This window comes from Arthrobacter sp. Soc17.1.1.1, assembly GCF_036867195.1.
GTDB lineage: Bacteria > Actinomycetota > Actinomycetes > Actinomycetales > Micrococcaceae > Arthrobacter_D.
Genome location: NZ_JBAJII010000001.1, coordinates 1,092,464 through 1,115,245 on the forward strand (window position 1 = coordinate 1,092,464; position 22,782 = coordinate 1,115,245).

Below are 22,782 nucleotides of genomic sequence, written 5' to 3' on the forward strand. Positions count from 1 at the left end.
CTACCGCTCGGTCTCGTAGGTCGCGGACGGGAAGCCGATGTTGGCCGCCGCTCCGCTGCGCAGCGTCTCGTCGTCGACCTGCCAGATCACGGTGTCTCCGTTGGTGGGCCCCTCCGCCTCGAACACGGGCTCCGCGTTGGCCTCGAGCCACTCCAGCATGGCCGGCTGGGCGTAGCCGTACCCCATGGAGGTGGGGTGGTCCTGGGTCAGGATGTACTCCACGTCGTTCGCCTCCATGAGCGGTGCGGAGGGCCAGACGCCGAAGCGGGGATCGCCCTCGAAGGCCAGTTCGCCGGTGCTGTTGGAGACACTGACGCGGGCGTCCGCCGGGATGTTCGTGGCCGCCCAGTCGCGTGCCTGGACGAATCCGTTGTCCACGGTGGTGACGGCCCGCACCCCGAACACCGCGGTGAGCGCGGTGAAGGCCACGGCGGCCACGATGACGGGGGTCCGCCAGCGCGGGCGCTTCCCGGCCAGTTCCAGTGCGTACACCGCGGAACTGAGGACGCCGGCGAACAGGACGGGGTAGCCGTACTGCTCCTCGAGGGTGCCGAAGGCTGCACTGTAGAGGCCGAAGAGCCCGAACAGGACAGCTACGAGGCCCACCAGGCGGCGTGCGGCGTGCGCGCTGAAGCACAGCAGGAGCCCGGTCACGGGGGTGAGGGCCAGGAGCAGGTAGGAGGAACCGAACTGGCCGAGCTGGTCGATAACCCGGCTGATCAGGCTCGGCGCACCCTCGGCGTTGAACCCCGTGGTCTGCTCCAGCCCGATCATGCGGCGCACGCCACTGGTCTTGGCCCAGATCCAGGTGTCCAGCAGGTTGTTGGACGCGAGCACCACGAGGTAGATCGCGTAGGGGAGAGCCGAGGCGCCCAGGACGGTCAGGCCGTCCCGCATCGCCAGGGTCTTCCGCCAGAACAGTGCGAGGACGATCGGAGCCACGGCACCGAGGACGAAGACGTCCTTCGTGAGGACCGCGTAGCCCAGCAGGAGTCCGGCGGCCACGAGCTGCAGCGTCCGGTACCTGGTGGAGGGCCGCAGCATCACGGACACGAGGATCAGCAGTCCGCCGAGCATCGCGGCCATGCCGAGGGTCTCCAGGAACACGCGGCTGTTGTTGCGCAGCACGAACGGCTCGAGCGTCAGCACGGCCGCCGTGACCCAGGCGGCGGGGGTGTTGGCCACCTTGCGGACCAGGAGGAAGGCGAGGCCCACGCTGAGGGCGCCCAGCGCCGCATTGAGCCAGCGCAGCTGCAGCACCAGGTCCAGGTTGTCCCCGGTGATGCCGAAGGCGCTGATCACGGCGCCCTCGAGCAGGAAGTAGCCCGGCGGGTGGAGCATGAACGGTCCGTCCGGCAGGTTGGGGATCTGGCCAAGGCTCACGGAGTAGCCGAGGCGGGCGTACAGCATCTCGTCCACCCACAGCTCGAAGCCGCGGGTCAGGCCCACCGCGCGTGTGCCGAAGGCCACGGCGAGCACCACGACGAGACCGAGGAGACCGCTGCGGGTGGGCCGGAAACGCTCCGAGGGGCGGAAGCGGCGCCCGGCCCGGTGGGCCGGCGCCTGCCCGGACGCGTCGTCCGGCGCATGGTCCGGTTCGGCGTCGGGGAGCTGAGTGCGCCGCTGGAAAGCGAGAATGCCGAGACCTGTCATGAGGACCACCAGAAGCCATATCAGTGGCACGGAACCGGCCACGAGGAGGAGGAGGGTCAGCACTGCACCGGCGAGGAGACCCCGGAGTGCCATGCGCCCTGTGGAGGAGGGAAGGAGGGGGATCGCGATGACGGCGAGGATCGCCGCGGAGGCGAGTGCTGCCCCGGCCGTGCCGATGGCCACACCGTGGACACCGTCGAGGGTCCAGCCCAGGGCCATCCCGGCGGGCAGGAGCACCGTCGCCGCGATCAGGCCGAGCTGGCAGCGACGGTAGGCCCGCAGGGCCAGGAGGATGGTGGCGAGGACCGTGAGGATCGCGTACCCGAGGCCGGCACCCGCCAGCCAAGGCAGCAGGGCGATCGACGCGTGGTACTTCTCCGGGAGGAACATCGCCACGAGCGACGCCGGCACGGTGGCGATGACCACGCAGGCGGCGACGGCCAGCAGGCCGAAGGAGCGCAGGGCGGACACCAGGATGGGGCCGCGGTCCGCACCGGCCCGGCGGAGCAGGGGGAAGGCGACGAGCACGGTGCCCGCGGCGACGTAGATGGGTCCCTTGGCGATGGTGGACAGGGCCTGGAAACCGGCCCCCGCGTCCGAGCCGCCGTCGAGGAAGGACATCACCACCACGTCGGCGCCGGTCAGCGCCGTCACGATGCACAGGGTCAGCGCGATGTCGCCGGTCTCCGACCAGCGCCGCCGGTCGCGGATGATCTGCGGACGCCAGGAGAGGTCACGGTAGAAGGAGCGGGGCACGGCGAGTATCACCAGGGCACCGATCGCGAAGCCGAGCACCGCGCCCGTGGCACCCCAGGCCAGGGCGACCACGAGCACGCTGAAGCCGAGCCTGACCAGCACCTCGGCGAGGGATGCCGTCGCGTACCGGAGGAACCTCAGCTCGCCCTGCAGCCAGCCCAGGGGAGCGGCCACCACGAACAGCACGAACGCCGTCAGGGCCGAGACCAGTGCCAGCACGGGGGAGCCGAAGGCCGAGACGATCGCGCCCGTGGCGCCGGCGGCCACCACGCCGGCGATCACCGACACCATCATGGCGAACGCCATGCCGTCCCGGCGGCCGGCGGTACCGGCGCCGTGCGTGGCCACCGCGTGGGACAGGGGCAGCGGCACGAGGGCGGAGGACACGATGCCCACGATGCCGAGCAGCATCTGCGCGGCGGCCAGGTTGCTGTACTCCTGCGAGCTGAGGGCGTTGGCCATCAGGAGGGTGCAGGCGTAGCTGATGACTCCCACGAGGCCGGCGGACACGGAGAGCAGTCCGCTGCTCTGGGCCACCTCGGCGGCCGCGGAGCGTGCCGGCGTGCGCGGCAGGTGCTCGGGTTCGGCGGGGAGCGTCGGGGCTGCCGACGCGCTCACGGGCTGCTGTTCCGGGAGGAACCCGGAACATCCTGCGCAGCGAGGATCCCTGCACCGGGTGCCCCTGCGGGACCTGCGAGGACGCCGTTGCGGTCGGCGAGGCTGATGTCCGCCTCGAAGATGCCGAGCCGGTGCAGCACGCCCAACGCATCGGTCTCGTCGCACCCGTTGAGGAGCACGGCCGTTTCGTCGCCGTCCTGCGTGATCTCGTCCGTGGCCCTCAGGGACGCCGTCGGGCCGAAGCCCACGGGGGTGGGGAAGCGGGCGAAGGCGGACATGTCCGAGCGGGCGTTACGCCGCTGGGCACGGACACCCCGGACGGCGCCGGTCTCCTCGACCAGGACCCCCGCCAGGAGGGCGGCGCTCCTGTCCCAGGTGAAGCGGCCCGCCCAGTCGCGGCAGGCAGCCGTGATGGACCGCGCCGAGCCGGTGTCCCCGATGTCCTTCAGGGCCTCGATGAGGGTGGCGCCGAAGTCGCGTGGTTCGTCGACCAGCCAGCCGGTCTTCCCGTCCACCACGGAGTCCCGGATGCCGGGGACCCTGAGGGCGATGCAGGGCACGCCCCACGCATTGGCCTCGATGACCGAGCAGCCCCAGCCCTCCGCAGCGGAGGTGGATGCCGTGAGCCAGGCACGGCGGAGGAGCCCGTCGCGCACCTCGTTCGACTGGTACCCGTGGAAGGTGACGTTGGAGAGCAGATTGAGGTCCGCGGTGATCTTCTGGAGGCGGTCCTTCTCCGGACCATCGCCCACGATGTCGACGCGGAGGTTCGGGACGGCCTCCACCACCACGGCGATCTGGCCGAGCAGCAGGTCCAGGCGCTTGTGCGGCACGAGCCGGCTGACCACGGTGATCGTGGGATCCGGGTCGCGGGGACCCACATTCAGGGGCAGGTCCATGGTGCCGTTGGGCACCACGAAGATGGGGCTGGTGTAGCCGAGGCGCCGCCGCAGTTCCAGGCGGGTGGACGGTGAGACGGCCGCGATGGACCGCTGGCCGTAGATCACCCGGGCCACGTCCTTCTCGAGGAAGCGTCCCACGGCCGCGAGGGGTTCCGAGAAGCGGGTGGCGAACTGGTCCTGGTGCACGTGGTGCACCACCTGCACGATCGGCGTGGACTGCGGCAGGAAGAGCGGGGAGAAGAACGGGATGCCGTTCTGGCAGTCGATCACGCCGTCGAACTTCTTGCCGTGACGCATCAGCCAGAGCGCTGCGCGGGGGTAGAGCCCGAGGGCCCCGCCGGCCCGGATGACGGTGATGCCGTCGATGACGTCCTCCGGGGCCTGGTTGCTGCCGCGCCCGGTGACCCAGGTGACCTTCGCGCCCGCCTTCACCCAGCGGACCGCGATCTGGTGCATGTACTGCTCCGCGCCGCCGGACTGGGGGTGCTTGACGTCGCGCCAGTTGAGCACGAGCAGGTTCTTGCCGGCCAGACGGTCCAGCGGGGACGTGAGGAGATTCTCCATCAGAACACCCGCGCCATCTGCCGGACGGCGTTGAAGCTCTCCAGGCCGTCGCGGACGGGCCGGAAGGTCGAGGCAGGACCATCGGTCCAGGCGACGGGGAGTTCGAGGATCTGCCCGCCCTGGTGCTGCATGCGCTGGAGCAGCTCGACGTCGAAGGCGAAGCCCGTGGTGCGGCACTCGACGAGCGCCCGCTTGGCGGCAGCGAGATCGAAGAACTTGAACCCGCACTGCGTGTCCGCGATGCCCTGCACCATGCGGCGCGTCAGGAAGCGGAAGGCGCCTCCGCCGAGCCGCCGGCCCAGCCCCTGGGGCTGGACGAACTGGGCTCCCGGTGCGTGACGCGACGCGATGACGGCCGTGGCGCCCGCCTCCAGGAGCGGCATGGCGTTGGTGAGCGTGGAGATCGGGGTGGCGAGGTCGGCGTCGATGAAGCCGGCGTAGCGGGCGCGGCTGCTCAGCAGGCCGCGGCGCACCGCCGCGCCCTTCCCGGGCTGGGCGCAGCCGAGGAGGGTGACGTCCACCGAGTCGGCCGTGCGGGAGAACCTCCGCACCACGGCGCTCGTCTCGTCGACGCTCCCGTTGTCCACCACGACGATCCGCGAGCTCCACGTCTGCGCCTCGAGGTACTCGAGCGTGGCGTCCAAGGTGCCCGGGAGGCGCTCCGCCTCGTTGTAGGCAGGGATGACGACCTCGAGATCGACAGCGGTCCGCGCCGTCGAGCACGCGGCCCCCCGTCCGGTCCGGTACTGGCCGGCAGGGCGGGGCTCCGGTACCCGGTGGTCAGCGGGCATGCGGAAAAAGGCAGTGTCTGTCCCCAAGAGGTGCTCCTCATTGATTGAAATCCCCAGGATGGGCGCCCGGATCATCCACGGGCTTCCAATCAATGACGCTACTTATCCGCGACCGGCGGCACACGAGTAACTGTTACCCGACGTACCCGGCAGGGTACTTACCACGTAGCAGTGGGCTACTGGTGCGCGGTCAGAAGTCGATGATCCCCTGGTCCACCAGTTCAGCCCTCAGCGCGGGGGCGACCTTCAGCTGGTAGGCCGGTGTCATGTGGACGAGATCGCGCTTCGTGGGGGTGGTCCCCACGAAGCTGGGGCACCAGTCTTCCGCGCAGAACCAGAGTTCCGAGTCGATGAAGGAGGCGCCGACGGTGTCCGCGAGCTCCCGCTCGGCGGTGGCGAAGGTGCGCCACTGGGGATCGATCGTGCCCGCGCAGTAGGACGGTTCGGCGATCTTCGAGTAGCAGTCGGTGATGTCCGTGAACAACGGCGGCGGTGTGAGGAACACCACACGGTCCACGGAATCGCTGAACCGCGCCAGGATGGCCTGCATGCTCTCCTGCCACTCCTGCGGGGTCATCGGCTGGTCCCAGGACGCGGGGAAGCGCGGCTCGTAGGTATTGGCGATGAAGACCACGTCCGGTTCCAGCTCGTTGATGGCGTCGACGGCCTGGGACTTGCGGTCCTCGCAGGCCTCGACCACCTCGGGCTCGGGGTTCTCGATCAGCAGGTCCGTGAACGTGCAGCCGAACGTGCCGAGGCTGGTCACGTCCCAGCCCTGGTCCGTACCGAGCGCCTCCCGCAGCGGGGAGACCCAGGTCATGGCGATCGAGTCGCCGACCACGACGGCGTGGCGGTCGGCCGCCGGGTCGCCCCAGGTGCAGTCCTCGACCACGAGGGGTCCGATACCGCCGCACTCCGTGACCTCCGGCGGGGCCTCGGCTCCCGCCATGGCCTCGTCGATGGTGGGCGTCAGGTCCGGCCACTCGGTGCTGCCCAGGGCGGTGCGGATCTGCTCCTGCAGGTCCGCGGTCTCCGGCGACACGTCCTCCGGGAGTGCGCCCACGAGCTGGATGTCCTTCTGCTGCGCGGGGACGAACGGCAGCGCGGCCGCCGTCACCAGGACCGTGGCCGCTGCGCCGACCGCCGCCCGCTTGAAGCCGGCGCCGAACGCCGTCGTCCCGGTGGTCCGGCCACGGCCGGACAGCCACGCGGACCGGCGGACGGGGTCCTCGACGAGGTGGAACGAGAAGACGGCCGCCAGGAGCATCGCCGCCGTGCAGCCGAGGTAGAACAGCGCGGACCGTTCCACGAAGACTGCTCCCGCGAAGATGATCACCGGGAAGTGCCACAGGTAGAGCGAGTAGGAGATATTCCCCAGGTATCCGCTCACCGGGTTGGTGAGGGGGACGATGAACCGGTGCCGGTCCGCGCCGGTGCCGGCGAGGATGACGAGGACGGTGCCCGTCACGGGCAGGAGGGCCCAGGGCGCGGGGAACGCGGACGAGGCATCGATGAGGAACAGGCTGCCGCCCATCATCGTGATCCCGAGCCAGGCGATCACCGGGCGGACGGCATCGGGGAGGCGGCTACAGAGGGGGGCCGCGAAGGCCAGGGCGGCGCCGGCCCCCAGTTCCCAGGTGCGCGAGAAGGTGGAGAAGTAGGCACGCGTGGGGAGCGCCTGCGTCTCCCACAGCGCCCAGGCGAGCGAGGCGAGGGAGATCAGCCCGATCACCACTCCCGCACCGAGGCGTGCGTGGTGGCGGTCCCCGCCCCGCCGGACCACCAGGGTCAGCACGAGGAGCATGACGGCCGGCCACGCGAAGTAGAACTGCTCCTCCACGGACAGGGACCAGAAGTGCTGCAGGGGCGAGACCGGGCCGGCGGCCCGGAAGTAGTCGGTCCCCGCAGCGGCGAAGCGCCAGTTCGCGCTGAAGAGCGCGGCGGCGACGCCGTCCTTCACCGTCTCCACGAAGCGTGCCGCCCCGAAGACGAGGAAGGCGCCGAGGAGCGTCACCGCGATCGCGGCCGTGGACGCGGGGAGGATCCGCTTGATGCGGCGGCGGTAGAAGTTCCCGAAGGAGATGCGGCCCGTCTTCTCGTACTCGCGCAGGAGGAGTCCCGTGATGAGGAAGCCTGAGATGACGAAGAAGATGTCGACGCCGATGAATCCACCGCTCGGCCAGCCGACCAGGTGGTCGAGGACCACCACGATCACGGCGACGGCCCTCAGGCCCTGGATGTCCGGTCGGAACCGTGCGGGAGCAGCTGCGGGCTCGGTGCGATCGAGCGCACGGCGCCTCAGGGAAGGAAATGCGGATCGCATGGGGGCCCTTAGGGTCGGTAACGGCCGCTGAAACCTGCCGTGTCGTCGGTAATGCTAGCGCAACGCCCTGAAGGACCGGGGAGAGGACGGCGGGACCGCCGGTGCGTCCGGGCACCCGCCCGGTCCCGCTGCGGCGGAGGTGGCGCAGCCCCTGCGTCCGGCCGAACGACTCCGCGCGCCGGTACTCGCTCCGCGGCGAGGACTACTTGTTCGGGAGAGCGCTCCCACTGCGATACCGGCGAATAATCGAGTAGGATTCGGCGAAACGACCTGGTCGACGAAGCAACGGTCGGGGCGGATGCCCGGGCAAGGCGGCTGGAGGGGAACTGGCTATGGCTCTGCTGATGGACGGAGGGGACCCGCCGTCATGACCGACGACTACATGGGTGCCTGGCCGCTGCTCGAGCGATCGGGGGAGGTCTCGGCCATCCTGGCGGGCCTCGCGGCTCCCGGCTCGGCCGGCGTGCTGATCGTCGGGGCACCCGGCGTGGGCAAGACGGCCATCGCCCGCGCAGCGGCAGCACAGCTGGAGAGCACCGCGCAGGTGGTCCTCATCCGCGGCTCCGCCGCCATGACCTCCACGCCCTACGGTGCGCTCAGCGTCCTCCTGATGGACGTGGACCCTGCCGGTGACATCGAATCGCTCCCCGTCCTGCATTCCCTCCAGGCCGCGCTGCGCGCGCGGGCGCGCAACCGCCCCGCCATCCTCATGGTGGACAACGTGCACCACCTCGACGACCCCTCCGTCCGGGTACTCTCCTACCTCGCGGAGGTCGGCGCCGCCCGCCTCCTCGTGGCCTGCGACGGACCCACGCCCGCCGCCCGTTTCTTCGACCTCTGGCGCACCGGGCGGCTCGCCCGCGTCGATGTGGCACCGCTGACCTTCGAGGGCATGCGCACCCTCCTCACCCACCTGCTGGACGGGCCGCTCTCCGGCACGGCCGCCGTCGCCCTCTGGCGTGCCTCCCGCGGCAACCTCCGCGCCCTCCAGCTCGCCGTGCGCAGTGCGGTCGCGGCGGGTGCCCTCACGCGCAGCACCGGGGCGTGGGTCTGGCACGACGGCGTGGACGCGCACACCGCGCACGGGACCGAGGGCCTGCCCGGGCCACCGACCGCCCTGACTCACGCCGCCCGGCAGGTCCTCGACGTGGTCGCGGTCGCCGGACCGGTGCCCCTCGACGCACTCCTGCCGTCCTGCAGCGCCGGGACGGTGGACGAGCTCGAGCAGGCAGGGCTGTGCGTCGTCGGACCCGAGGCACCGCATGCGGTCGCGGTGGCCCACGGGATGATCGGCGACCGCCTGCGCGGTGCACTCGCCGTCAACCCGCTGCCCGCCTTCCTCGAACGGCTGAGGAGCCTCGACGCCGGCGGCCTGCCGGTCGCCGGCCGGCTGAACCTGCTGCGATGGTTCCTGGACGCCGAGATCCCGCTGCAGGATGCGTACCTCCGGGACGTCGCCCGGGCCGCCACCGACGCCGGCGAGCCGCGCCTGGCCCTGCTCGCCGTCCGGCACCTCGCGGGGGTCGACGCCGCGGACCTCGCCGAGGTGCGCGCCTGCCTGCTGCGCCTGAAGTACAGCGAGGCCGGGGCGCTCCTCGAGCGGATCGTGGCCGGCGACGCGGCGGCGTCGGACCCTGCCCGCGCGGCCGACCAGGCCCTGACGGTCGCGGTGGAGGCGGCCGCGCACGAAGGACGCTTTCCGGACGTCCTGGAGCTCGCCGCACCCCGGGACGGGGTGCTCCCCACGGGTACGCTCGCCGCGGAACGCGCCGCCCGGGTGGTCCTGGCACGCAGTCTCACGGGCACCGGGCCGGGAGTGAGGCGGTCCCTCGCCCGGCTCCACGGCACCGGCCTGCCCGCCCCCACGGGCACCGCGGCGCGCCTGCTGCAGGAGCACGGATTCGCGGCGCTGGTCGAGGAGGGCTACCTCGAGGACGCCCTGCGCCTCACGGGCGCCTCCTCCCTGGCCGCCGGGCAGTGGCAGGACCCCGTGGTGGCGGACACCCTCGCCGGGACCGCACTGGCAGCCCTCGGGCACCGGGACGCCGCGCTCGCAGTGGTGCGGCCCGCCCTCGAGCAGCTGCGCGCGGACAACCGGAGCGGCCTGCTGCCCATCGCCGACGCGGCAGCCGCCTACGCATCCGTGCTGGGCAGCCAGGACGACGCCCACGCGTCCCCGACGAACGCGCGGGACGGGCGCGACGCCGGGTCGGCGGAGCACCTGCCCTGGGTGCACCGCTCCACGATCGGTCTCCTGCGCACCCTCGCGGACGCCCTCATGTCCGACAGCGATGCCGCCGCGCGCCGGTTCGTCGTCATGGCCGGCGCCCAGCGCGAGGCCGGCAACACCGGCGCCGAACTGCTGCTGCGCATGCACGCCGTCCGGCTCGGCCAGCAGTCCCAGGCCCAGCCCCTGCTCGAGCTCGCGCGGGGCATCGACACGCCCCTCGCCGGAGCCGCGGAGCTCCTGGCCCGCGGCGTGGCGGCCCGCGACCCGATGATCCTGCTGCAGGCCGCCGAGGCGGCGTTCGCCTTCGGGCACCTGGACCTGGCCGGCTCCGCCGCCCTGATGTCCATGCGCCTGCACGACACCGAGGACGAACCGCTCCACTTCATCCGCGCCGAACAGATCTTCCGCCGCACGCACGTCCCCCGGAGGAACACCAGTGCACGGCGCATCCTCACGGACCGGGAGCGCGCCTTCGCCCGCATGGCCGCCCGCGGCGCCACGAACAAGGAAGTGGCCGCCACGCACCACCTCTCCATCCGCACCGTCGAAGGGCACATCCTGAAGGCCATGGGCAAGCTCGGCGTCTCCAGCCGCAAACAGCTCTCCGAGGTGTTCACGCAATGAGCGCGCCCAGGGACGCCGCGCACCTGCTCATCGGACGCGAGGAGCAACTCGCCCGCCTGATCGGGGACCTCTCCGACCCCTCGACCTCGGGCATCCTCCTGCTGGGCGAGGCCGGGATCGGCAAGACGGCCCTCGCCGCCGCCGTCGTCGGGCAGCTCGCCGAGGGCACGCGGGTGCTGCGCGTCCGCGGCAGCGCACCCCTCGGGACCGTGCCATACGGCGCGTTCTCCACGTGGCTCGCCGGCCTGCCGCCCGAGGACATGGCGCAGCCCGTCGCCGTCCTGCGGCGCGTGGGCCAGGCGCTCGGCGGCGCCCCGCAGGCCGACGGGGCACAGTCCGCCGGTGACCTCCCGCTCCTCGTGGTGGACGACGCCCACGACCTCGACCAGGGCTCCGTGACGCTGATCGCGCAGCTCCTGGGCATGCGCCGCGCCCGCGCCCTCTTCCTCGCCCGGTCGACGCCCACACTGCCGCAGGGCCTCGACGAGCTCGTGGCGGACGGCATCGTCGCCGGCATCCCCGTGGAACCGCTGACGCTCACCGACGTCGAGGAGCTGTGCGCCGCGCTCCTCGGCGGGCCCGTGGGCGCCGGGCTCGTCCACACCGTGGAGTACCTGACGCGCGGCAACCCGCTGTTCGTCCGCCTCTTCGTGCGCGACGGCCTCACGCGCGGCTTCATCACCGAGACCGACGGCGTGTGGCAGTCGGCCCCCGACCTCCCGCCCCTCGGCGCGCACCTCACGGACCTCGTGCAGGCCGCGTTTGCCCCGCTCGACACCGCGCAGCGGGACGCGATGGAGCTCCTCGCGGTGGGCGGTCCGCTGCCCGGTGACCAGGCGCGGGAGCTCATCGCCCACGGCGTGCTGCAGCGACTGCTCGGCGGTTCGTGGATCAGGACCCGCGACGACGGCGCACTGACGGTCGGGCACCCGCTGCACGCCGAGGCACTGCGCGCCTCGATCCCCACGGCACGCCGCGTGCTGCTGCAGCGACGCGTCCTGGCCGCCGCGACCACCCCGCCGCGCGACGTCGAGGAGGTCCACCAGCGGGCGGCACTGGCTCTCGACGCCGGGGTGCCGCTCGACGACCGCATCCTCCTCTCCGCCGCGACCAACGCCAACCGCTCCTCCGACAGCGCCTTCGCCGTCCGGGCGATCCGCGCCATCCGGTCCCCGGAGCTCGAGCGGCGCTGCCTCGTGGAACTCGCCTGGGCCCGTGCGAACCGCGGATCGCTCGACGAGGCCCTGGACCTCCTCGGCGACGCCCTCGAGGACCCCGCCCCGCCCGACGTGCTGCGCGGCGGCGCGCTGCTCGCGCTCGAGGTGAGGATGCGCCGGGCCGAGTCCACCGACGGCACGGACGCCGACGCCGAGCGCTGGGAGCAGTTCCTGGCCCGCTCGGAATCGGCGTCGGACCCCCGGACCGTGGCGGTGGGACGCAGCATCGCGGCGCTCGCGCTCGACGACGAACCCTTCGACGCCGTCGCGCTCCGGGCACTGGCCGACGACGACGGCGCCCCGGCACCGCCACGGGTGGCGGCCCTCCTCGCGCTCGCGGTCGACGCGACCGGGGCGGGGCGGCCCGCCGAGGGAGCCCGCCTCGCCGGACGGGCCCTGGCGCTCACCGGCACGGACGCCGACACCGTGGCCTACCGCACCCACGCGATCTGCCTCGAACTCCTGGCACTGGCCGTCGCGGGGGAGTGGGAGCAGGCGCGTGCCACCGCGCTGACCAGGCTCCGGCGGGACGCCCGGCGCACGCACTTCCTGGCCGGGTGGCTCGATCTGCTGGACGGCGTCCACGCCCTGCAGGAGGGCCGGTTCCCCACCGCGCAGTCCCGGCTGGACCTCGCGGTGTATGCACTGCGCACCACCGACCACCTGCACATCCTCCCGTGGATCACCGGGCTGGCCGGCTACGCCGCCCTCCTCGCCGGCGACCAGCGGCAGGCCGCGCTTCTGGTGGAGCAGGGCAGGGAGTGGACGGGCGGCACCCGCCTGGCGCGCATGCTCGGCCGCGTCCACGCGGAGTCCGTCACGGCCGTCCTCGAGACGGACGCCGACGGCGTCCCCCGGCTCCTGCAGATCGCGGACGAGGCCGAGGAGGCCGGGCTGCCGCTCGTCGCCGCCACCGCGCTGAACCAGGCGCTCGTGCTGGGCGACCGCACGGTCTTCGCGCGCCTGGCCGCCCTCACGGAGACGTTCGACGGCCGCGAACAGGCGCTGCTGCACGCCTTCGCCGGCGCCGGCGCCGCCTCGGACGCCGAACGGCTCCTCGAGGCCGGCGACGCCGCGCTCGACGCCGGCTACCGGCCGCTCGCCGCCGTGTGCTTCGAGCGTGCGCGCGAGGTGCTCGACAAGCGGCGCGATACCGCCGCCGCACGCCGTGCCCAGAAGAAGCTCTCTGCCGCGACCGCCGGGTTCGAAGGTTCCTCCACGGAGGCCGTCCGCCTCCCCGCCGCCGTGAAACTGACCCCGCGGGAGACCGCCGTGGTGACCCTCGTGCTGCAGGGGCTGACCAACAAGGAGATTGCCGACCGCCACGGGACCTCGGTACGCACGGTCGAGGGGCACCTCTACCGCCTCTTCATGAAGTTCGGCATCAGCCGGCGCGAGGACCTGCACCTGTTCGCGCAGGGAACTTAGGTACCACTGGGGTGCCCCGGAACGCATCCGGTGGGAGGATTAGAGCAGAGAAGCCTTGCGTAATTGCCGCGGGGCTGCCCGATCCTGAGGAGTCCCACGTGCCCGTGGTCGAAACGCCCGTCACGCTCACGCCGTCCCGCGCGGTGCTGAACGACGCCGAGGTGCACCGCATCCGCAACGACTTCCCGATCCTCGGCACCGAGGTCAACGGCAGGCCGCTCGTGTACCTCGACTCCGGGGCCACCTCGCAGAACCCGCTGAGCGTCATGGAGGCCGAGCAGGAGTACTACGAGCAGCGCAACGCCGCCGTGCACCGCGGGGCCCACACGCTCGCCGTCGAGGCCACGGACGCCTACGAGGACGCGCGCACCGCCGTCGCCCGCTTCATCGGGGCCCGCACCGACGAGCTCGTCTGGACCTCCAACGCCACCGAGGGCATCAACCTCGTGGCCTACGCGATGTCCAACGCCGCGGCCGGGCGCGGGGGAGCGGCGGCGCGCCGGTTCGCCGTCGGACCCGGCGACAACATCGTGGTCACCGAGATGGAGCACCACGCGAACCTCATCCCGTGGCAGGAACTCGCCGCGCGCACGGGCGCGGAGCTGCGCTTCCTCCCGGTGGCCGACGACGGCGCCCTGCGGCTCGACGACGCCGCCGCGGTGATCACCGCCGGCACCCGGCTCGTGGCGTTCTCGCACGCCTCCAACGTGCTCGGCACCATCAACCCCGTGGCGGACCTCGTGGCGCTCGCGCGGTCCGTGGGCGCCCTCACCCTGCTGGACGCCTGCCAGTCCGTGCCGCACCTGCCGGTGGACGTTAAGGCCCTCGACGTCGACTTCCTCGTGTTCTCCGGCCACAAGATGCTCGGCCCCACCGGGATCGGCGCCCTGTACGGGCGGGCGGAGCTGCTGAACGCCATGCCGCCCTTCCTCACGGGCGGCTCCATGATCACCACGGTCACGATGGAACGCGCTGAGTACCTGCCCGCGCCGAACCGCTTCGAGGCGGGGACGCAGCGGATCTCGCAGGCGATCGCCCTCGGTGCCGCCGCGAACTACCTCGCCGAGACCGGGATGCACCGCGTCGAGGCGTGGGAGTCCGCCCTCGGCGCGCGGCTGGTGGAGGGCCTGGACGCCGTCCCCGGCATCCGCGTTCTCGGGCCGCGGGCGGGCGAGCCGCGCATCGGCCTCGCCTCGTTCGACGTCGGGGGTGTCCACGCCCACGACGTGGGACAGTTCCTCGACGACCGCGGCATCGCCGTGCGGGTGGGCCACCACTGCGCGCAGCCGCTCCACCGGCGCTTCGGCCTCACCGCCACCACGCGCGCCAGCACCTACCTGTACACCACCACGGACGAGGTGGACGCCTTCCTCGAGGCCGTCGCCGGGGTCCGTCCCTTCTTCGGAGCGAACTGACATGAGCACGGGCCTCGAACAGCTGTACCAGCAGATCATCCTCGACCACGCGAAGGCACGGCACGGCTCGCCGCTGCGGGAGTACGACGGCGCGGGCCGCGTGGGCGAGTCCCACCAGCTGAACCCCGTGTGCGGTGACGAGATCACCCTGCGCGCCGGCGTGGCCGACGGTACGCTCGCCACGGTGACGTGGGACGGCGCGGGCTGCGCCATCTCGATGGCCTCCGCGTCCGTGCTCACCGACCTGGTGCAGGGACTGCCGCGGGACGAGGCCATCACCCTGGTGGACGCGTTCCGCGAGGTGCTGCGCTCCCGCGGGAAGATCGAGGCGGACGAGGAGGTCCTCGGCGACGCCGCGGCGTTCTCCGGTGTCTCGCGGTTCCCCGCGCGGGTCAAGTGCGCCATGCTCGCCTGGGTGGCGCTCGAGGAGTCGCTGCTCGCCGCGAACGCCTGACCCGGCCGCCCGGAATCCGACCCGCAAGCAGGTTCACATGTGCACACACGTGCACATATGATGAGGTGATCCACTCCTGCGCGAGACGGGTCTCCCATGCTCTCTGTCCTCCGGCGGTCCGCGTACCGCACTCTCTTCACCGCGCAGGTCGTGGCCCTGCTCGGTACCGGCCTGCTCACCGTCGCCCTCGGCCTCCTGGCCTTCGACCTCGCCGGCGGACGGGCGGGCGCGGTGCTCGGCACCGCGCTGACCATCAAGATGATCGCCTACGTCGTCGTCGCACCGGTGATGGCGGCCCTGGTCGAACGGCTGCCGCGCAAGGGTGTCCTCGTGAGCGCGGATCTCGTGCGCGCGGTGATCGCGATGGGCCTGCCCTTCGTGGACCAGGTCTGGCAGATCTACGTGCTGGTGTTCGTCCTGCAGTCGGCGTCGGCGACCTTCACGCCCGCCTTCCAGTCCCTCATCCCCGTCGTCCTGCCGGAGGAGAAGGACTACACGAGGGCGCTGTCGCTCTCCCGCCTCGCCTACGACCTCGAGTCCCTCCTCAGCCCGCTGCTGGCCGCAGCGCTCCTGGCGGTGGTCTCGTACTCCGACCTGTTCGTCGGTACGACGGCGGGGTTCCTCGTGTCCGCTGCGCTGGTCCTCGCGACGAGGCTCCCGGTCATCCCGCCCTCGCAGCACCAGGGCTCCCTCCTGCGCCGCACCACCCTCGGCACCAGGATCTTCCTGCAGGATCCGGCCCTGCGCGGGCTGATGGCCCTGAACCTCGTCGTCGCCACGGCGACGGCGCTCGTCCTGGTGAACACCGTCGTCTACGCCCGGGAGCTCTTCGGCGGGTCGAACACCGATGTCGCGTTCGCGCTGGCCGCCTTCGGCGCCGGGTCGATGCTCGTCGCGTTCATCGCACCCGCAGTCCTCGAGCGCGTGACGGACCGGACGCTCATGCTCGCCGGCGGGACCATCCTCCCGCCGGGCCTGCTCGGCGCGGCCCTCGTCAGCGCGACCGGCGGGTCGTGGGCGCTGTTCCTCGGCCTCTGGGTGGTCCTCGGCATCGGGACCTCCATGATCAGCACCCCGTCCTCGCGTCTGCTCCGCCGCGCGGCGACCGATGACACCAGGAGCCACCTCTTCACCGCCCAGTTCTCCCTGTCCCATGCGTGCTTCATGCTCACGTACCCGGTGGCCGGGTGGGTGGGGGCTGCCGCGGGCCAGCCGGCGGCAGCCCTCGTCCTGGGAGGGCTGGCCCTGGCCGGCACGCTCACCGCGCTCGCCGTCTGGCGCCCGGCGCGGATCGGCGCCGCATCGGCTCAGGCCGGGCAGGGCGCCGTCGCGGAGCGGTAACGTAGGAGCGGCACAGGACACGACGCCGGGACGAGGAGAGTGGTCGAGATCAGCACCCCCAGCGCCTCGGGCGGCGAGCCCGCAGGGCCGAGCCTGGTGCATCCCGTCGCCCCCGACGCGGCCCGGCTGGACGCGGGGGCAGCGACCTTCCGCATGCTCGCCGACCCGACCCGCCTGCATCTCCTGTGGCTCCTCACGCAGGGGGCCGCCGACGTCGGGACCCTCGTCGCGGCGACGGGCGCCAACAGGACCGCGGTGAGCCAGCACCTCGCCAAACTGCGCCTGTCCGGGCTGGTGTCCACGCGCAAGGAGGCCCGCAACGTCGTCTACAGCATCATCGACGGGCACCTGGCCCGGCTCATCCTCGAGGGCATGAACCACGCCGACCACCGCGTCACCGGGGAACCCGTCCACGAGTAGTCGCCGCCACCGGTGCGGCGGCCCGCGCCGGTCGGTCAGGGACCGGCGAGGAGCTCGTCCATCTCGGTAATCTCCGCAGTCTGCGTCTCGACGACCCGTTCGGCCAGGGCGATCGCTTCCGGGTGCTGCCCGTCGTCGATCTCGTCCTGCGCCATGCCGACCGCGCCCTCGTGGTGGGCGGTCATCGACTCGAGGAAGAGGCGGGACGCGTCGGAGCCGTCGGCGGCGTCGAGCTCGGACAGCTCGTCCTCGCTCAGCATCCCGTCGGATGCCGACCCGCCGGTGTCGGATCCCGTGTCGGATCCCATGTCGGATCCCATGTCGTGGCCCTCCATGCCGCCGTCGGCCTCCACGGGCTCACCCCAGGCGTCCAGCCAGCCGGTCATGGTACGGATCTCGGGGCCCTGGGCCTCCTTGATCCTCGTGGCGAGGTCCGTGACCTCCGGGCTGATGCCGTCCTTGGCGAGCATCAGCTCGCTCATCTCCACGGCCTGCTCGTGGTGGGGGATCATCTGCTGCGCGAACATCACGTCCGCGTCGTTGTGCCCGGCCTGGGCGGAGCTCCCTCCCGTGCCCGCCGAGCCCTCCTTGTCCCCGCCGGAGGACGGACCGCAGGCGGACAGGGTGACGAGGGCGGCCAGGGACAGGGATGCCAGGGACAGGGAACGCTTCATGGTCGGATCCTTCGGGGTTCAGAGAGGGGTGGTGTCAGTGAGGGGTGGTGTCAGTGAGGGGTGGTGTCAGGTCGTGCCGTGGTCCCGGCGCCGATCGTGCGGTGCCCGCTGCGCCGATGTGCCGCGGGTTGAGGTCGATCCGCCGCAGCAGCTGCGCGTTGAGCGCCACCACGATGGTGGACACGCTCATCAGCACCGCGCCGGCGGCAGGTGAGAGCAGGATCCCGGCAGACGCCAGCACGCCTGCGGCCAGCGGCACGGCCAGCACGTTGTACCCGGTGGCCCAGATCAGGTTCTGGATCATCCTGCGGTAGCTGGCCCTGGACAGGTCGATCAGCGCCAGCACCGAGCGCGGGTCGTTCCCCGCGAGGACCACGCCGGCGGACTCCATGGCCACGTCCGTCCCGGCGCCGATGGCGATGCCCACCTCCGCTCGGGCCAGGGCGGGGGCGTCGTTGACGCCGTCGCCGACCATCGCGATCCTCAGGCCGCGGCCCTGCAGCTCGGTGACCTTGGAGTCCTTGTCCCTGGGCAGGACGTCGGCGAACACCTCGTCGATGCCCAGTTCCGCGCCGACCACGTCGGCGACCTGGCGGGCGTCGCCGGTGATCATCGCGACCCTCACCCCGCGGGCCTGCAGGGCCTGCACGGCCGTCCGGGATTCCTCGCGGACCCTGTCCTCGAGCCTGAGGGCGCCGATCACCGCACCGTCGCGGATGACGTGCAGGACAGCCGCGCCGCGGCCCACCCATCCGTGCACCGTGGCCGCGATGTCCGAGGGGGTGTCGAGTCCGAGGTCCCTGAGCATGGCCGGCCCGCCGACCGCCACGTCGCGGCCATGGACCGTGGCCCGGACGCCGCGGCCGGTCAGGGAAGTGAACCCCGTGCCGATGTAGGCGAGGTCCGCCGCCTCCCGATCGGCGCGAGCGGCTGTTACGACGGCGCGGGCGACCGGGTGCTCGCTGTCGGCTTCGGCGGCGCCGGCCAGTGCCAGCAGCTCGGCCTCGCTCATCCCGGTGACCGTGGTGGTCGCGGTGACGGCGTGCCGGCCCTCGGTGAGGGTGCCGGTCTTGTCGAACAGGACGATGTCGACGGTGCGCATGCGTTCCAGGGCGATGCGGTTTCTGATCAGTATCCCGGCCTTCGCGGCGCGTTCGGTGGAGATCGCGATCACCAGCGGGATCGCCAGTCCGAGGGCGTGGGGGCAGGCGATCACGAGGACCGTGACGGTGCGGATCACCGCGTCATCCGGGCTGCCGAGGAGCATCCAGGCGAGGAAGGTCAGGATGCCGGCGCCGAGCGCGAAGTAGAACAGCAGGGCGGCAGCCCGGTCCGCCAGGGCCTGCGCCCTCGAGGAGGAGGCCTGCGCCTCGGCGACCAGTCGCTGGATCCCGGCGAGCGTGGTCCCGGACCCGACGGCGGTCACCGCCAGCCGCACGGCGTTGTCGGTGGCGACGGTACCTGCGACGACGGTGTCCCCGACCGCGCGCGGCACGGTACGCGATTCGCCGGTGATCATCGACTCGTCGAACTCGGCCGCCCCGTCGATGATCCGCCCATCGGCGGGTACCCGGGCGCCGGAGCGCACGAGCACGGCGTCCCCGACGGTCAGCGAGCCCACCGGCACGGTCTCGACGCCGGCGGCCGTGATCCTGTCGGCCTCGTCGGGCAGCAGGGCCGCCAGGGCGTCCAGGGCCCCGGCGGCGGAGCCCAGGGCGCGCATCTCCATCCAGTGGCCCAGGAGCATGATCACGATCAGCAGGGCGAGCTCCCACCAGAAGTCCAGGGCGAACCCGCCGATCCGCAGCGTGGTGACCCAGGAGGCGATGAACGCGACGCTGATGGCCATGGCGATCAGCAGCATCATGCCGGGCTGCCGGGACCTCAGCTCCGACACCCCTCCCTTCAGGAACGGGGTGCCGCCGTACAGGAAGATGATCGTGCCGAGCACCGGGGCGATCAGGGTGGAGCCCGGGAACTCCGGCGGCATGCGGCCGAGGAGCATGGTGAACATGGGACTGAAGGCGACGACCGGGACCGCGAGGACCAGGCTGGCCCAGAACCGGCTCCTGAACATGGCCGTCGAATGCCCGGCGTGCTCCCCGTGGGAGTGCACCTGATGATCGTCGTGGTGGGTGTGCCGGGTGGCTCTGATGTCCGGCGTCAGCTGGGTGTGGGGTGTTCCATCCATGGTGTTCTCCTGGGGCGTTCGTCTCCGTCATGAGGAAAGCGGTTCCGGGGACCTCTTTCACGGGATGCGCGGCGGTCGCGCGCTCGCGGCATCCATGGCACGTCTGGTGGCGCAGGGTGGCACTGCCCGACCATCGGGGTCTGCGGAGTGCCCGCCTGCGGCGGTCGTGCGACTGGACCATCACGGTGTGCGTCCCGGAGGGGGAGACAGCCTTTTCAGGTACCGCTGAACTTATACCCCTAGGGGGTATAAGTCAAGGAGTGTGGATCACCGGTCCGCTCCGGCGACGGATGCGGCTCTCAGCGGACCTGGCGGGTGGTGACGATGGACTTCCAGGGACCTGGCGGGACGTCCCCGTCATCGACGAACTGCCAGTCCACGCGGTCGTCCTGGCCGTTCACCTGCTTGAACCCGAGGCAGCCGTTGAGGGCGGGCGAGACGTCCATGCCGGCTCCGTTGAAACTCCTGTTCGCCGGTCGTGCGTCATCGGCGCCGAAGACGTAGGCCTTGTCCCGGTACTGGCCGGGCCCGGCGTCCTGGATCTGTCCGTAGCATTCGCGGCCGCCGCTGCGGATCCTCACCCAGCGGTTCTTCATGTAGCTGAACGAGGTGTCCGTCGCCCTGCCGGCGTAGGCCGGCTCGCCGGCCCAGGGTATGACGGAGGCCCTCTCCCGGAAGGCCGCGGCATTGTTGATGTCGTCGTAGGGCAGGTCCAGGTAGAACGGGTTCTCCCGCGGTGTCATGCGGGTGGGGGCATAGCCGTTCGCGGCCACCCGTGCTTCGGTCCGGCAGGCACCATCGACGACGACGCCGTCGCACCCACCGTAGCTCTCCAGCCACGCGGAGTCGTAGGTCGAGTACGCCTGGCTGCCGTCCGGTGCCTGCGGGTCGAAGATCTCGCCGACCCAGAAGGTCGTGGCCACGATGTCCGTGTGCCAGGGATACGTCCTCCCCGCGGCCGGCTCGGCGCGCGGGGACGGTCGAGGGACGGCGGATGGAGCCACCGGTGGAGCCGCCGGTGGGGGCGACGGTGCGGCGGACTGAACCGGTGGGGACGGCTCAGGGTCGGGCGGCGAACACGCGGCGGTTCCCAGGGCCAGGATCACCAGGAGCGTGCAGGCCACCACGGGAGGCCTGCGGTTCCCGTGACGGGCGTTCTTGACGGCGGACGAGGTGTTCATGGCGCCTGGTTCTCTTCCGACCTGGATTCGCGCGGATTCCATCGCGGGAAGGCGTGCTGGACCTGCGCCCTCCTGCGCAGCCGGGCACGGCGCTCCGCGCCGCCCGGGCGACTGGCCTGGTGCTCCGTCGGCGCAGCACAACGCCGTGCGGCGCCGACGCCCACCAATGTACGGGCCTTTCGGCGGCGACAGGCCGGTCAGGGGTACCCGAATCTCCGGCGGCGGCACTCGGTCAGGGCCGGACGCCGTCCGGCGCAGGCTGCGGGATCAGGATCGTGAAGCACGTGCCCTTGCCACGCTCGCTCGTCACGGTGATGGAGCCCTGGTGCTCGCCCACGATGGTCTTGGTGATCAGCAGCCCCAGCCCGACGCCGGGCACCGCCGTCGCCCGGACCGTCGGCGAGCGGAAGAAGCGGTCGAAGATCCGGTGCAGGTCCTCCGACTCGATACCGATCCCCGTGTCCTCGACCTCGATGACCAGGCCGTCCTCGCCCCGGCGGGCATCGAGCGTGATGCTCCCGCCCCGCCGGTTGTACTTCACGGCATTGGTGAGCAGGTTGTCGACGGCCTGTCCGAGGCGCACCGGGTCCACCACGGCGGGCAGGGACGACGGCGCGCGGTTCACGAGCCGCAGGCCCGCGTGCGTGGCACGGACGTACCCCGACGACGCCGCGTCCGCCAGGAGCCGGCCGACGTCCGTGGGCACGGGGTCCACGCGGAAGGACCCGGCATTGATGGCGAGCAGGTCCTCGACGAGGCGCTCGAGCCGCACCGCGTTGCGGCGCGCCACCTGGAGGTGCCCGGCGACGCCGTCGGGCAGATGGTCCTCACGCTCGAGCGTCAGCTCGAGATACCCGAGGATGGACGTCAGCGGTGTCCTGAACTCGTGCGACACGTTGGACAGGAAGTCGTCCTTCGCCTGCAGCGCGAGGACCAGTTCGGTCACGTCGTTGAAGGAGACCACCGTGCCGGCGAACGTGCCGTCGTCGTCGTGCATGGCGTGCGAGTAGATGTTGAAGGCGCGCTGGCCCCGCCCGCTGCCCACCCACACCTGCTCGGCCTCGAGGTCCTCGCCGCGGATCGCCCGGCGCACCGGCCGCTCCTCCGGCGGCACGGGCGTGACCCGGTCGGCGCCGAAGATCAGCAGTTCGGACTCGTTCGGATCGTCGTTGCCGGGAGGCGCGGCAGCGGCGTGGGCCTCGCGCTGGCGGGCGTTCATGAGGATGTCGTGGCCCCCGGCGTCGACCGCCAGCAGCCCCACGCTGACCGTGTCGAGGACGGTGCCGAGCAGGCGCTCGCGGGCGCGGCCCGCCTCCACGTTCGCGCGCAGCGCCGCCTGGGAGGCCCTCAGTGCCTCCTGCCGCCGCCGGTTCTCCTTGGTGAGCGCGCTGACGAACCAGGCGAGGCCGGCGAGCAGCACGGGGAGCAGCACCGGGTCGGCCAGCTCGTCGAAGGTCACCGGTTCGGCGCGGAGCGCGAGCGGCAGCCAGATGATCGCCAGGGACGCGAGGGCGGAGACGGCGACGGCGGTGCGGGTCCGGACGCGGGACGCCGCGATCCAGACGACGGGGAACGCCGCCAGCAGGCCGACACCTGCGAGGCTCTCGCCCGCCGACGCGCGGGAGAGGCCGATCGCGACGAAGTCGACGAGCGGCATGACGATCACCCAGCGGCTCGGGATGCGTGACCAGGGCAGGATGCAGCACAGGGCCAGGACGAGGAGATTCAGGGCCCAGCCGGCGAGGAAGCCCGGGGCGGAGGCGAGGGCGTCACGCTCGGTGAAGGCCAGTGCCGTGGCGAGGGTGAACGCGATGGTGAGGGCGAGTTCGCTGTAGATGATGCGGCGCCGGTGTCGGAAGAGCCGCGCACTGCGGCCCGTCTCCTCGAGGCTTCCCGCCATCGGCACACGTGCGGCTCGGCCCATGGGGTGATCCTAAGCCAGTAGAGTGGACGGAGGTGAGCCGGGAAGTCTGGTCGGCAGTTTCTTCGTCGACCCGTTC

Annotated in this window: 14 protein-coding genes; 6 read left to right on the forward strand and 8 right to left on the reverse strand. The window is 72.0% G+C overall.

Annotated elements, in window-relative coordinates; genetic code table 11:
- The 4 genes from V6S67_RS05050 to V6S67_RS05065 form a co-directional block, all read right to left on the reverse strand.
- Positions 1-3,027 carry a glycosyltransferase family 39 protein gene (locus V6S67_RS05050; protein WP_334209208.1) on the reverse strand — a complete coding sequence of 1,009 codons (3,027 nt, stop codon included), beginning with the start codon at positions 3,025-3,027 and terminating at the stop codon, positions 1-3.
- A complete protein-coding gene (locus V6S67_RS05055; RefSeq protein ID WP_334209209.1) occupies positions 3,024-4,493 on the reverse strand; it encodes a glycosyltransferase family 4 protein in 1,470 nt (489 codons plus the stop codon). Before V6S67_RS05055 ends, V6S67_RS05050 begins: the two co-directional genes overlap by 4 nt.
- On the reverse strand, positions 4,493-5,284 hold the full coding sequence (locus V6S67_RS05060; RefSeq protein ID WP_334209210.1) for a glycosyltransferase: 792 nt from the start codon (positions 5,282-5,284) through the stop codon (positions 4,493-4,495). The genes V6S67_RS05055 and V6S67_RS05060 overlap by 1 nt, the downstream gene beginning before the upstream one ends.
- Before the next feature lie 190 nt (positions 5,285-5,474).
- The gene (locus V6S67_RS05065; protein ID WP_334209211.1) at positions 5,475-7,607 is read right to left on the reverse strand and encodes an acyltransferase family protein; all 2,133 of its coding nucleotides are present in this window, start codon (positions 7,605-7,607) and stop codon (positions 5,475-5,477) included.
- Positions 7,608-7,974: 367 nt separating this feature from the next.
- Here V6S67_RS05065 and V6S67_RS05070 point away from each other — a divergent pair, with 367 nt between their 5' ends.
- From V6S67_RS05070 to V6S67_RS05095, 6 genes are all read left to right on the forward strand, one after another.
- Positions 7,975-10,461: a LuxR C-terminal-related transcriptional regulator gene (locus tag V6S67_RS05070; RefSeq protein ID WP_334209212.1), complete on the forward strand. Its 2,487-nt coding sequence runs from the start codon at positions 7,975-7,977 to the stop codon at positions 10,459-10,461.
- Complete coding sequence (locus tag V6S67_RS05075; RefSeq protein WP_334209213.1) at positions 10,458-13,106, forward strand: LuxR C-terminal-related transcriptional regulator; 2,649 nt, start codon at positions 10,458-10,460, stop codon at positions 13,104-13,106. Before V6S67_RS05070 ends, V6S67_RS05075 begins: the two co-directional genes overlap by 4 nt.
- A gap of 98 nt (positions 13,107-13,204) precedes the next feature.
- A complete protein-coding gene (locus V6S67_RS05080; RefSeq protein ID WP_334209214.1) occupies positions 13,205-14,521 on the forward strand; it encodes a cysteine desulfurase in 1,317 nt (438 codons plus the stop codon).
- Position 14,522: 1 nt separating this feature from the next.
- Positions 14,523-14,975, forward strand: coding sequence for a Fe-S cluster assembly sulfur transfer protein SufU (sufU, locus tag V6S67_RS05085; protein WP_334209215.1), 453 nt, complete (start codon positions 14,523-14,525; stop codon positions 14,973-14,975).
- Positions 14,976-15,071: 96 nt separating this feature from the next.
- Positions 15,072-16,316, forward strand: coding sequence for an MFS transporter (locus V6S67_RS05090; protein WP_334209216.1), 1,245 nt, complete (start codon positions 15,072-15,074; stop codon positions 16,314-16,316).
- 39 nt (positions 16,317-16,355) lie between these two features.
- Entirely contained in the window at positions 16,356-16,736 is a 381-nt protein-coding gene (locus V6S67_RS05095; protein WP_334209217.1) for an ArsR/SmtB family transcription factor, read from the forward strand.
- 35 nt (positions 16,737-16,771) lie between these two features.
- On the opposite strand, the gene V6S67_RS05100 is transcribed toward V6S67_RS05095, so the two are convergent.
- The 4 genes from V6S67_RS05100 to V6S67_RS05115 all read right to left on the reverse strand — a co-directional run bounded on the left by V6S67_RS05100 (position 16,772) and on the right by V6S67_RS05115 (position 22,706).
- The gene (locus V6S67_RS05100; RefSeq protein WP_334209218.1) at positions 16,772-17,410 is read right to left on the reverse strand and encodes a DUF305 domain-containing protein; all 639 of its coding nucleotides are present in this window, start codon (positions 17,408-17,410) and stop codon (positions 16,772-16,774) included.
- A gap of 34 nt (positions 17,411-17,444) precedes the next feature.
- Positions 17,445-19,487 (reverse strand): copper-translocating P-type ATPase, encoded by a 2,043-nt coding sequence (locus tag V6S67_RS05105; protein WP_334211527.1) that lies wholly within the window; start codon positions 19,485-19,487, stop codon positions 17,445-17,447.
- Between the two features lie 413 nt (positions 19,488-19,900).
- Positions 19,901-20,524, reverse strand: a complete 624-nt coding sequence (locus V6S67_RS05110; protein ID WP_334209219.1) for a hypothetical protein — start codon at positions 20,522-20,524, stop codon at positions 19,901-19,903.
- A gap of 490 nt (positions 20,525-21,014) precedes the next feature.
- Positions 21,015-22,706 carry an ATP-binding protein gene (locus V6S67_RS05115; RefSeq protein ID WP_334209220.1) on the reverse strand — a complete coding sequence of 564 codons (1,692 nt, stop codon included), beginning with the start codon at positions 22,704-22,706 and terminating at the stop codon, positions 21,015-21,017.
- Positions 22,707-22,782: the final 76 nt, after the last annotated feature.

Bases quoted from the DNA above. Each gene is read 5' to 3' on its own strand.
- V6S67_RS05075 (WP_334209213.1), top strand. From the start codon at position 10,458: ATGAGCGCGCCCAGGGACGCCGCGCACCTGCTCATCGGACGCGAGGAG.
- V6S67_RS05055 (WP_334209209.1), bottom strand. From the start codon at position 4,493: ATGGAGAATCTCCTCACGTCCCCGCTGGACCGTCTGGCCGGCAAGAAC.
- V6S67_RS05100 (WP_334209218.1), bottom strand. From the start codon at position 17,410: ATGAAGCGTTCCCTGTCCCTGGCATCCCTGTCCCTGGCCGCCCTCGTC.
- V6S67_RS05090 (WP_334209216.1), top strand. From the start codon at position 15,072: ATGCTCTCTGTCCTCCGGCGGTCCGCGTACCGCACTCTCTTCACCGCG.
- sufU (WP_334209215.1), top strand. From the start codon at position 14,523: ATGAGCACGGGCCTCGAACAGCTGTACCAGCAGATCATCCTCGACCAC.
- V6S67_RS05065 (WP_334209211.1), bottom strand. From the start codon at position 7,607: ATGCGATCCGCATTTCCTTCCCTGAGGCGCCGTGCGCTCGATCGCACC.
- V6S67_RS05105 (WP_334211527.1), bottom strand. From the start codon at position 19,487: ATGTTCAGGAGCCGGTTCTGGGCCAGCCTGGTCCTCGCGGTCCCGGTC.
- V6S67_RS05115 (WP_334209220.1), bottom strand. From the start codon at position 22,706: ATGGGCCGAGCCGCACGTGTGCCGATGGCGGGAAGCCTCGAGGAGACG.
- V6S67_RS05060 (WP_334209210.1), bottom strand. From the start codon at position 5,284: ATGCCCGCTGACCACCGGGTACCGGAGCCCCGCCCTGCCGGCCAGTAC.
- V6S67_RS05070 (WP_334209212.1), top strand. From the start codon at position 7,975: ATGACCGACGACTACATGGGTGCCTGGCCGCTGCTCGAGCGATCGGGG.